Annotated in this window: 8 protein-coding genes and 2 tRNA genes; all 10 read left to right on the top strand. The window is 36.2% G+C overall.

The window, feature by feature from the left end:
* Positions 1-344: 344 nt before the first annotated feature.
* The gene (locus M0P98_07945; GenBank protein ID MCK9266782.1) at positions 345-3,080 is read left to right on the top strand and encodes a hypothetical protein; all 2,736 of its coding nucleotides are present in this window, start codon (positions 345-347) and stop codon (positions 3,078-3,080) included.
* Positions 3,077-4,006: a hypothetical protein gene (locus tag M0P98_07940; protein ID MCK9266781.1), complete on the top strand. Its 930-nt coding sequence runs from the start codon at positions 3,077-3,079 to the stop codon at positions 4,004-4,006. Before M0P98_07945 ends, M0P98_07940 begins: the two co-directional genes overlap by 4 nt.
* Before the next feature lie 254 nt (positions 4,007-4,260).
* Positions 4,261-6,294 carry a PKD domain-containing protein gene (locus M0P98_07935; GenBank protein MCK9266780.1) on the top strand — a complete coding sequence of 678 codons (2,034 nt, stop codon included), beginning with the start codon at positions 4,261-4,263 and terminating at the stop codon, positions 6,292-6,294.
* A 137-nt stretch (positions 6,295-6,431) separates the two neighbouring features.
* The gene (locus M0P98_07930) at positions 6,432-7,253 is read left to right on the top strand and encodes a PIG-L family deacetylase (GenBank protein ID MCK9266779.1); all 822 of its coding nucleotides are present in this window, start codon (positions 6,432-6,434) and stop codon (positions 7,251-7,253) included.
* Positions 7,254-7,272: 19 nt separating this feature from the next.
* Positions 7,273-8,049, top strand: a complete 777-nt coding sequence (locus tag M0P98_07925; GenBank protein MCK9266778.1) for a hypothetical protein — start codon at positions 7,273-7,275, stop codon at positions 8,047-8,049.
* Positions 8,050-8,117: 68 nt separating this feature from the next.
* Positions 8,118-9,293, top strand: coding sequence for a Gfo/Idh/MocA family oxidoreductase (locus tag M0P98_07920; GenBank protein ID MCK9266777.1), 1,176 nt, complete (start codon positions 8,118-8,120; stop codon positions 9,291-9,293).
* A gap of 73 nt (positions 9,294-9,366) precedes the next feature.
* Complete coding sequence (locus M0P98_07915) at positions 9,367-9,561, top strand: hypothetical protein (protein ID MCK9266776.1); 195 nt, start codon at positions 9,367-9,369, stop codon at positions 9,559-9,561.
* A 20-nt stretch (positions 9,562-9,581) separates the two neighbouring features.
* Positions 9,582-9,666: transfer RNA gene (locus tag M0P98_07910), tRNA-Ser, on the top strand.
* A 184-nt stretch (positions 9,667-9,850) separates the two neighbouring features.
* Positions 9,851-11,122, top strand: a complete 1,272-nt coding sequence (locus tag M0P98_07905) for an amidohydrolase (protein ID MCK9266775.1) — start codon at positions 9,851-9,853, stop codon at positions 11,120-11,122.
* A 90-nt stretch (positions 11,123-11,212) separates the two neighbouring features.
* Positions 11,213-11,295 (top strand) — tRNA-Leu (locus M0P98_07900).
* The last annotated feature ends 217 nt before the right edge of the window (positions 11,296-11,512 follow it).

Here is an 11,512-nt window from a genome sequence, read left to right as displayed (position 1 = left end):
GTTCAACAGGCTCAGAGTAGGGGAACAAAAGGCTTGAACCTTTTGTTAACAGCCCGATTCTTGCTTGAGTTGTAGTAGCACCTCGTAATTCGTTCCTAAACACATACTTTTTTACTGGAAGAAAAGACAAAAAAATAATAAGGATAAATACGAGGGTTGCCACGTCATTAGAAGGCATTCCTCGCAATGCCACAAAACGGCAGTTAAAGACATAAAAGAAAAGCGTATGTGGTGTCTACTCACTCTGGTACTACGGCGCAAACACCTTCCCTTTTCTTGCCTTCTCCCCTTGAGGGAGAGGCATTAAGAGTCGAAGGAGTTACAGAAAATTCACGTGAAAAGATATGGATAAAAAGATAAGAGACTATATTGAAAGATACAGGTTTCTGGAAATACAGAAAAGAATAAAAGAAGGTTTCTTCTTTTCTGTAGCTACTATTGTTTTTTTTGTTTTTGTTACTCTTCTTTTGGAACACATATTTTCTTTTGGTATGGAAGGAATATTTGTTCTCAGGTTAATATTTTTAATGGTTTTTCTTCTTCTCTTGTTTAGGTACTACTATAATGTTGTCTGTTGGAAAAATCTTTCGCATGAAAAACTGACTATACTTATTGAAGAAAAGTTGCCTGAGTTTAATACCCATCTTATTAACTCTTGGCAGTTAAGAGATAACAATGTCTTTCCTTATCCGTTTACAGAACTATTAAAACAGAAAACTGTTGGTTTGACCCAAAAAATTTGTCTTGAAAAATCTTTAGATACTCAAAAACTTACAAAATACAAAAAACTTGTATACATTTCACTATTTCTTTTAATATCTTATTTAACATTTTACCATTCTTATGCCAGCAAAAGTCTTGTTAAATTATTTGTTCCTCTTAAGATGTTTTCAGAAATTATAAAGGTGGAACCGGGCAACTCTACTGTGGAAAAAGGAGCGTCTTTTGAGATATATGTATATCTAAAAGATATGAACATTACCCCCTTTGTTGAGATGAAAAACGGCGAGGTAGGTAAAGAAAAGATGGTCTTAGGTAAAGGGTTTTATTCGTTCAAAATACCTTCTGTAACAGAAGATTTTTATTACAGAATAGTTTGGGACACTAAAAGTACTGTCTGGTATAAGGTTGAAGTAAAAAATAGTACAATTCTTTCCAACCTTCTAATTACTTACGATTTCCCAGCATACACAGGACTGAAAAAGATAAAAGAGGAAAAACTTTTAGGTGAAATATCCACTCTTTATGGGACAAAAATTACTATTGAGACCTTATTTTCTAACCCAGTAGAAGATGTTTCTCTACAGTTGGGTATAAACAATCCAATTAAAGGTAGAGGCAAAGGAAAGAGAAGAACTTTTAGTTTTTACGCGAACAATGCTACCCTTTACCGTTTTAAGTATTACGACCCTTTATCTTCAAAATATAAAGTGACAAATAAAGAAAGGTTTAACGTGGTTTTTGACCGTTCACCCTATATTGAGTTTACTGAACCGGGGAGAGATATATACTTAAAAGGTGGCGGAGATTTGGCCATAACATTGAAAGGAAAAGACGATTTTGGAATAACCTTAATTAAAATAAGGAGACAGATAAATAGAGGAGATGTTTCAGATAAAGACCCTCTGATATGCCAGTTTTCTTTTAAAGGGAAAAAAGAAGTAATAGTTTCTCATACAATAAAAACACCAGAAAAATTTTCTCTTCCTATATTTTATTATGCTGAATGTTTAGATAACTCTCCTTCTGGCAATAAGGGGTTTTCTTCTATTTATAGCATATATCCTTTGACGAAAAGAGGAATGGAAATTCAAGCGGAACAGAAGAAACTTGAGGAAGAGACGTTAAAACAGGCAGAAACATTAAAATCTGCTCTTAAACAATTTGTTAAAGAAGAAAAAAAGGTTTTAGAAGCGACAAAACGGCTTGATAAAAGAGAAGATAGAACCCAAGGGACAGACAAAATTAACGAGATGATAGAAACACAGAACCGATGGAAAGAACTGTTCCAAAAGATACTTGACGATTTGAATAAAATATCTACTCAAACAAAAGGGCAGTTTACTCTTGCAGAAGAACTTGTAGAGATGATATCTCATATCCAGAGTTCAGAAGAACAACTTAAAAAGCAAGCGCTACATCTGGTTATTCCAGCTACTCAATCGGGCTTAGAGTTGGCTGAAGAGATAACTTCAAACCTTGAGAAATGGCTTGCTGAAATACCCGACTTTATAAAGTGGGAGATGGAAGAACCCAAACAAAAATATGATGTACCTGAAGCCGCCCTGCCAGAAGAACTCGAAGATATTATAGGTAAACTTATTGAACAGGAAGAAGATATGAAGGAAGAGATAGAAGATATCACCAGTAGTTGGATGGATAGTTTAGATAAAGGGGCAGGGTGGGGGACCTTGGACGGTCCAATAAGTAATATGAGCGCTAAAGGAGTGACAGGCAATCTTATGCCTAACCAACAAGAAGTAGGAGGCAGAAGCGGAGAAGGGAGAAGCGGGCGTAGTTATGGGGAGATGGTTGAGAAGACTGCGACAGGTAAAGGTGGTCGTAAAACTCCAGCACGGCTTACCCCTGATAATCTTGAACCGGGAGAAATAGAAGATTTGAGCCAAGAGGTATCTTTAGGTCCAACAGGTGGAGGTAAAATAAGCGGATGGGGTCCTGAAGGTTTGGAAGGTCCTCAACCGGGTATAGATTTTAAGTATGATATGCTTGCAGAAAAACAGCAGAAAATTATAGAGAAAACAGAAAGAGTTATCAGAGAGATGAAGGTTTTAAATGTTTACAACCCGCAACTTGAGAAAGCCCTATCTGGTATGAAAGATTTTCATATACAACTTAAAGAAGGTAGGTATAAACAAGGTATGCTTACACAGAAGAATCTTATAATTTCTCACCTTAAAGAAGCAGACACTCTTTTTCTTGTAAATAGAGTTTCTATGGCTGAAAACAGGGGTTCTACCCCAAAAAGTTCATCAGAACTGGGTGGTGTATGGGATGAAAAAGTACCGACAGGGTATGAGAATATGGTTAAAAAATATTATAGGGAAATCTACAAAAAATGAGGTATAAAAAATATTGTTTGTTGTTAGGGTTTTGTCTATTTGTTCTGGTAAACGTTATTGTTTCATCTGAAGATTTTTCTTTGGTTCTTTCATCAGAAAAAAATGTGTATACTCAAGAGGAAGAAGTTTTTTTGATTCTGGAAATAAAAAATATTTCAACAGAAACATTAAAGGTTGGTATAGAATATTTACAACCGAAAGAAAACCAGAATATTTTTATTGGTGGAGATTTTCAACTTTCTATAAAATCAGATGAAGGACCTTTACTTTCTTTTACCAATTATATGCCCCCTGAACCCAGACCTGGAAAAAGAGATGTTGAGATTGAGCAGGGCGAGAAGGTTGCTTGGAAGATTTTTTTTCCGTATTATTACTACCCTTTAAAACTCCCTAACCAGTTTAAAATTCAAATAACATACAAAAACATTGTTTCAAACGAAATAGTTGTTTCAATCAAAGAGACCAAAGGTAAAATAGAAAAAGGTATAGTTCTTAACCCAAACTTTACACAAGGGGAGGGTTCTCCTTTTGGATGGAGGTTGGTAGATAAAAAGGTTGTATGGGATAAAGAAAAAGGCGAATTGGTATTTAATCTTGATAAACAAACCGCCGAAAGTGAAGGTGTGTGGCTCTATTCTCTCTTTCACAAGATAGAAACCCCTACTGAACTGGGTCTTGATATAAAAGTTAAAAGTGGTGCACCTGAGGTTATTGTTTTTGTTGAAGGTTGGGGTATTGTTAGGGATAGAAGACGTAGGTTAGAACGAAACGAGTTGTTTGTTCATCCTAACAAAGAAATGAAGAATTATAGGTTTACGGTCTTATTTAAAAACCCAAAAGTTGAATGGTTTAGAATAAAATTGTTTTCTTACCTGAAAAGCGGGGAAGTCTGGTTCGATTCTGTTGATATGTTCCCTGCAAAATAGGGCGTGAGGATGGTATTGTGGGCAGAGAGAAAGCATAAAATAGAAACGTATGGGGTGTTATTTACTCCTTTTTTTGCCCTCTCTCATTGGGGTCTTGTCCCGAGTACCTCTGAGGGAGTCTGCAGAGCAAGTTAATGGGATGAGATTCCCCTTATATGTCATTCCGGACTTGATCCGGAATCTCGCTTTTTACGTAATGCCTACTACCAACGTGAGTTAGGTTAGAGATTCTGAAACAAGTTCAGGATAACAAAATGGAGAGATATACAATGAGACGTTCTATTTTAATGTTTTTTTTAATTATTATTCCAATTATTTCAACATCTTTTTCTGAAGAACAAAATTGGAACAAAGGGTGGCAATATAGGTTGACTGTTGAAGTAACTTTAAGCAAAGATACTGCTCCAGTAGAAAAAGTGGCTTTAATAAATTTTTTTGGTAAGGCAGGAAAAGAAGATGGTTCTGATATAAGGGTTTTTGATAAAACAGGAAACGAGGTACCTGTATGGGTTGTTTCTGTCTTAAAAGATGACCGTTACCAGATAGTTTTTCCAGTAGAAAAAGAGCTCTATTATGTTTATTATGGAAACCCTCAAGCAACCTCTCCTCAATATAAATGGATGCCTCAGAGAGGCTTAACATTGGAGGTTTATAAAAGGGTAGGTAGATATGTTGAAGATTGGGGAAGAGTGAAAGATGTTATAAAACAGAGCAAAGAAAGAGGTCTTCTTGGTAGAAGTTTTTGGGAAAAGGTGTGGGATGGAACAAACCCTTTTGAGAGTGAGAAAGATACGGTAAGAATATATGAAGGATATTTTTATCTATTCAGTCCTGACAAATTGGTTTTTGCAACCTCTTCTGCTGGTCCTTCATACATTTTCATTAATGATAACCTTATAGCTTATTGGGAAGGTTGGCATAGAGCAGAACCTTATGTAAGACCAGGAAGAACAGGCGAAGTTTTTCTTGAGAAGGGGCTACATAAGTTCACCTATTACCATATAGGAAGGCCAACTCAGGAGATATCTGTTGCCGCGATAAAAGATAAAAATGAACAATTTATTGTTATACAGCCCAATTTTTTTCTACCAATATCAAAGGCCTCCATAACAAAGTTAGAATCTTATAAAAACAGTATAACTGGAGGGTTTGAATGGGAAAATACTAACTATTTAAAAAAAGAAGAATGGGAACTGATTACTTTTAAGTTTAAAGATAAATCTTTTCCACCTCAAGATATAAAAAAGAGGAGTTGGTCTTTTGGTGATGGGCAGAAGGCAGAAGGTAAAGAAGTTACACATACATACCTAAAAGAAGGTATCTACCCTGTTTCTCTTGAAGTAAAAGATAAAAATGGAAATACCAACAAAGTAACCCTTAATGTTTTTGTTAGACAGGATTATAAGCAAACAAGGATAACGTCATTATCTACCAAGAAGTATATACAAGAGTTTGAGATGTTTAATCTGAATAAGTTTAATACTGACCTACTTTTTAATCTTGCAGGTATATATAAAAGTTACGGTATGAACAGTGAAGCGTTGAAGGTATACCTTGTATTAGATAAAAAAACTCTCAATGAAAACGAGAAACGTAGGGTGCTTATTGAATCTGCTTCTCTTGCCTGCAAAACAGGTGATTATGATTATGCGGAACAGGTCTATATAAAACTTCTTTCGAAGAAAACGGAACCATATATCCAATTAAAACTTGCATCTTTATATCTGAAAAAAAGAGAATTTGAAAAAGCAGAACCAGAATTTTTAAAAATTATTGAAACAGAAACTTGTTCCCAAGAAGACAAAAGGAGGGCCTCTATAGGGATAGGCGATATATGGAGGGCTAAAGGGGATTATGATAAAGCGTTAAACATTTATAGGGAGGCACTTATATCTGAAAATATTGGTATCAAATCAGGTTCTTTTGGGCAAACTGTTATATCAACTCTTAGAGCAAAAAATTTTAATTCTGCCTACGAGAAACTTGTTCAATGGGCACAAGAAATACCTGTTGCGAAACTTGAAGGAAACTGGTCGGTACTTCTTGCAAGAGCATATATGCTTAATAAAGAATATAAGAAAGCAGTAGATGAATTGGAAGTTTTAATAAGAGTAGTAGGCGAAAGAGACAATATATATATTCCTGTTGCTCTGTATCTTGCTGGAGAATCCTATGAAAACCTTGGAAATAAAGAGAAAGCAAAACGTTACTACCAAATTATCATAGAAAAACATCCTTCGTCTGCCATTGTGTCTCAAACGTATAAAAAACTTGAAGGTCTTCGATAGTGCCTTACGAAGGTTTGCTCTTTGTTTTCTATAAACTGAATCTTTTATCGTTTTAAACTCTTTATCCAACGTTGTGTGCTTATCTTGTAAAATATGTATTTTTGTGGTATATTTAATAATGTTTATGGAGATATTGTATGCAAAAAGTGTTTATGGCTATCGGCGCACATGCCGACGATATAGAACTGAATGTGGGCGGTACTCTTTTGAAGTACAAAGATAAAGGGTATAGAATTGTTTATGTGATGGCGACCAATAATATGTCTGGCGGATGGAGTAAAATCCAGCCTGATGGGAGCGTTAGAGTTGATACCCCCGGTACTCTTGAGATGATGAAACAGCGCAAGATGGAATCTGCTAAGGGCGCTGCTCTTTTGGGTACTGTTCCCGTGCATCTTGACCACCCTCAGAGGCATTATAATGGGGATGTAAAAACAAACAATACTGTGTGTTGGGGCAGGCATTGTGCGGAGTTGAGGTACGGCAGTTCTCTTCCTGAAGGCGTACCTGTTGATGTGCCGACTATAGTGACTGCTTATGAAGATGATAAGTCCTGCGATACTCTTGCTGATTTAATTTTGCAACATAACCCTGAATGGATTGTGACCCATGGGCTTGTTCAACAGGATATTGAACATATTGGAACTGCGCTTCTGGTTTTGAATAGTTATAGAATTGCTAAAAAAAGAGGTTATAGAGGTGGTCTGCTTTTCTGGAGAGAAAGACATACATATCTCGGTGAAACCAATATTAAATGTGATGTTTATGTGGATATTACGGAATATATTGAGAAAAAGATAGACCTTATCTCTGTTCATAAATGCCAGATTCCGTTTCCTCGAAGACCTGGTTTTTTTCCAATAGTTTCAAATAAAATGTGGGGCAAAAGCGTAGGTTGTGGTGCTGCTGAGGTGTATGCTATTGTGTCTTCTGGAGAAGGAACAACATCTTTATCTTGAACGAGGAAATAATAGATTAATGCCAAAAACAATAATGTTCATAGGAGCCCATTCAGGGGACATAGAAATGTTTGCAGGCGGTACTCTTGCGAAATGTTTTGACAGAGGTTACCGTATAATTTATATTATTACTACGAACAATATGTCAGCAACGGGGTTAATATGCCCCTTTAGCGATACTTTAAAAGTTGATAAATCTACTCCTGTAGAAATGATGCAACTTAACAAACTCAAGGTTGTTTCTGTTGCGTCTAAGGTAGATACTTACCCTGTTTTTCTTGGACACCCTCAACGCAACTATATTGACCAGAACGGGGGTATGGAAGAAATAAGGTATGGCTGTAAAATACCTCAAGGGGTTGGCGAGGATGTACCGACTATTCTTACTGCCCACGAAAACCAAGGGGCAAGAAACGAGTTGAAAGATATCATTCTTAATAAAGAACCATACTGGGTAATTACTCATGGTGTGAACAACGAACAGATTGAACATCTTGCAACGGCTCTTCTTGTAGCAAAAAGTTGCCAGGATGCTGTTGCTGAAGGTTTTAAAGGTGGGCTACTTTTGTGGAATGAAGGAAATTCGGAGATAGGCACAACAAATAATCTCTGGGATGTTTCTGTGAATATTTCGGAATGGATTGACAGAAAAAAAGAATTTGTAGAAATAGGCGCATCACCAAAAGCCTTTCATTATATAAGAGATGTGAATAAAGATTGGGGCAACAAATGTGGTTACGAATATGCTGAGGTATTTATAGTCGCTGAACGTGGAAGTTATGAAACTTTAAGTTGAAAAATTAAGAAACACCAACAATCTTTTTATATGAATATATTGCAATAAGTTTGGATTAAGGAGAAAAAATGAGGGTAGGAGTAGTTGGGTTAGGAGCAAGAATAAGTGGAGTAATTAACCATACCTTGGCAAATATAGAACCAGATATTAAGGTGGTGGGGGTTGTTGATCCTGATGAACAAGGAGCGCGTTCAAGGCTTTCTGAGCAAGATAGAGATAAAGCCGTTTTTTATAACTCCTTTGAAGAGATGGTAAAAAAAGGGAAACTTGATGCTCTTGCTATTGGAACAAGGTGTAACTTACATACTTCTTACGCTATAAAAGCAGCAAAACATTCTATACCACTTTTTCTTGAAAAACCTGTTTCTATCAATATGGAACAAGCGATTGAACTGGAGAAAGCTTTTGAAAATTCAAAGTGTGAAGTAGTTGTCGGTTTTGGCTTGAAAGCAAGTCCTTTATGTCGGTTTGTAAAAGAGAAACTTGAAAACGGCGCTGTAGGTAACCCTGAACATATAATGGCTTGGAACTATGTTCCTTATGGTACTGTGTATTGGGAGCAACCTTATAGAGACTATTCTATTACCCAAGGATTGTTTTTACAAAAGGCTACCCACGATTTTGATTATATATCATACCTTATGGGTTCACCTATAGTGAGGGTAGGAGCCATGGCAACTTTTATGCATATCTTTGGAGGAACAAAAGAGAAAGGTCTTAAATGTTCTGAATGCAAAGAGACTGATACTTGTCTTGAAAGCCCTACAAATAGAAAATTAAACGGTTCAGGACATCATACAAAAGACCATATGTGTGTTTATAGTGTTGACTGTGGCTCTCTGGAGGAAGGCACAAATGAAGATTCTTCAAGTGCTTTATTAGAATTTGCTTCTGGAGCACACGGAGTATATACACAGGTCTTTTACACAAGAAGAGACGCAGCCGCAAGAGGGGCTACAATAAGCGGTTACCACGGTACACTAAGATTTGATTGGTATGAAAATGAAATAAAGTATGTTAGGCACCACAAACCTTTTTCTGATACTATTAAATCAGGGGATGTTGCGAGCCATTTTGGTGGAGACAATATACTGGGAATAAATTTTATTAATATTGTAAAAAACAAAGAAAAATCTATAGCTTCTATACAGGATGGTATTCAGAGTGTATACGCTTGTCTTGCAGCGAAAGAGTCTTTGGTAAAAAATAGAATGGTTAAGATAAGGCAGGTTGGACAGGTATAATATAGGTTACACATTGGATTGATATTTATAACAAGATACTTCTATTAACAATATTTAGAATAAAGGAGTTTTAATGGGAAAACTTAAAAGAAAGATGGGGCTTATCCATAGAAAAAAAGTAAAAGCAGCTAAAGAAAGCCTTAAAGCTATGGATAAAGGTAAAATTTCTTATGAGCAACTTGGAAGCAGAGCCCAAAAGATGCTTGCTAAAAGATTAAAAGCAGGGTATAAACTACCTACTAAAAATGTAGCAGAAAAAAAAGAATAATATTTGAGTTTTAGATATTTGGAGAGGTCGCATAGAGGCCGAGTGCGCGCGCTTGGAAAGCGCGTATCCGGAAACGGATCGTGGGTTCGACTCCCACCCTCTCCGCTTAATATGGTATATTTTAAGTGAATCTTTAAGTAATAATTTTAGTAAAAAACAAGAAGAGAACGTCATTCCTTTCTATAAAAAGCTACAAGAACTTTTCGTTTTGAGAGTAAAAACGAGTTACAATTACCTGCATAGTTTAACAATATTCTAATTAGTTAAGTTCTAAACTTTAGGGGGAGATATGAAATCTTTTTATAAAAAAGGTTTTGGAGATGTGGAACTTAACCTGCTTGAAGTTATGGATAATATGGAGATTATTGATGGACACGAACATACCCATCCAGAAGAAGCAAGGTTAGAAAAAAATGTTGATGTGTTTACTCTCTTTTCACATTACACCCATAGAGACCTTAGTAGAGCAGGGATGTCAGAAACAACATATAAGAGTCTTTTTGATACAAATCTTCCAATTGAAAAAAGATGGAAAGAGTTTATGCCTTATTGGGAAAATATAAGGCATACTTCCTACTCGAGAGCGGCTTTACTTGCGGCTAAAAAGTTTTATGGGGCTGAAGATATTAACCAAGACACCTATCGAAGCATATCTGAAAATATGAAAAAAAATAATAAGCCGGGTATCTACAAAAAAGTTTTTAAGGATGCCTGTAAAATAAAAACTTGTCTTTGCCAGTGTGGTCGGACAGATGTAGACCCTGATTTTTTTACTCCAGTTATGCCTTTAAGGGGTGGATTTGGCGAAGCAGTTATTGATAAGATGACAGGAAAAACCATATTTTTGGCACCTACAACTTTAAGATTAAAGGAAAACAACAAAATTAAGACTCTCGATGACTACCTTGCTCACATTCAAAATTATATTGATATAGTAAAAAAAGATGGTGCTGTTGGGTTGAAAATGATATCTTTTCCGTATGTTGAAACAATAAAAGAAGACGCAAGAAAAGAGTTTGTAATGCTCAAAGAAGGCACACATATAGAAGGAAAATTGTTTGACAGTTATACAATAGATAAAGCACTAAAGTACGCTTCTAAAAAAGGTTTAACCATTGCTGTACATACTGGTTACTGGGGCGATTTTCGATACCGCCACCCTTTACATATAATTCCGCTGTTGATTAAATATCCAGACGTTAAGTTTGATATATATCATCTTGGTTACCCCTGGGTAAGAGAGACTATTATGTTGGCAAAAGGTTTTAGTAATGTTTGGCTTAACCTTTGTTGGACTTATGCAATATCTCAAAAATGTACAACTGATGCTATCGACGAGATTATAGATGCGGTACCTATAAATAAAATAGTAGGTTTTGGGGCTGACTATAATATACCAGTAGAGAAGGTGTTTGGTCATCTTGTTATGGCAAAAGAGAGCCTTGCAAGTGTTTTAGGAAAAAGAATACGGGAAGGAACTATGACAGAAAAGCAAGCTCATACCATAATAGAAAAATGGTTCTGGGAGAACCCTAAGGAATTATATAATTTACAATTTTAATGTTATATAATCAACAAGTTGCATTAAAATTGAAATATTTGACAGTTAGAGAGTTTTTGATTATTATTTATATTTAATGAAACAATTTCAGCCGGAGTGGTGAAATGGCAGACGCGCCGGATTCAAAATCCGGTGAGGGTAACCTCATGAGGGTTCGACTCCCTCCTCCGGCAGTATAAGTGGAACTTAATGAACCCGAATGAGGCTAAAGGGAATGGGAAAAAGGTTTTCCCATGCTTTCGTTTCGGGAGAGGAACATTAAGGAGAGGAAGCCCCTCTCCTTAAAGAGCGGAGCGACTCGTGACGGGTTCGACTCCCTCCTCCGGCAGTATAAGTGGGACTTAATGAACCCGAATGAGGCTAAAGGGAATGGGAAAAAGGTTTTCCCAT

The sequence above is a fragment of the bacterium genome, assembly GCA_023230585.1.
GTDB lineage: Bacteria > Ratteibacteria > UBA8468 > B48-G9 > JAFGKM01 > JALNXB01.
Note: the sequence above shows the minus strand (reverse complement) of the source record. Positions and strands in the feature narration are given on the sequence as shown.

Excerpts from the sequence above, each read along its gene's own strand:
- M0P98_07945 (MCK9266782.1), top strand. The coding sequence starts at position 345 with ATGGATAAAAAGATAAGAGACTATATTGAAAGATACAGGTTTCTGGAA.
- M0P98_07940 (MCK9266781.1), top strand. The coding sequence starts at position 3,077 with ATGAGGTATAAAAAATATTGTTTGTTGTTAGGGTTTTGTCTATTTGTT.
- M0P98_07935 (MCK9266780.1), top strand. The coding sequence starts at position 4,261 with ATGGAGAGATATACAATGAGACGTTCTATTTTAATGTTTTTTTTAATT.
- M0P98_07930 (MCK9266779.1), top strand. The coding sequence starts at position 6,432 with ATGCAAAAAGTGTTTATGGCTATCGGCGCACATGCCGACGATATAGAA.
- M0P98_07925 (MCK9266778.1), top strand. The coding sequence starts at position 7,273 with ATGCCAAAAACAATAATGTTCATAGGAGCCCATTCAGGGGACATAGAA.
- M0P98_07920 (MCK9266777.1), top strand. The coding sequence starts at position 8,118 with ATGAGGGTAGGAGTAGTTGGGTTAGGAGCAAGAATAAGTGGAGTAATT.
- M0P98_07915 (MCK9266776.1), top strand. The coding sequence starts at position 9,367 with ATGGGAAAACTTAAAAGAAAGATGGGGCTTATCCATAGAAAAAAAGTA.
- M0P98_07905 (MCK9266775.1), top strand. The coding sequence starts at position 9,851 with ATGAAATCTTTTTATAAAAAAGGTTTTGGAGATGTGGAACTTAACCTG.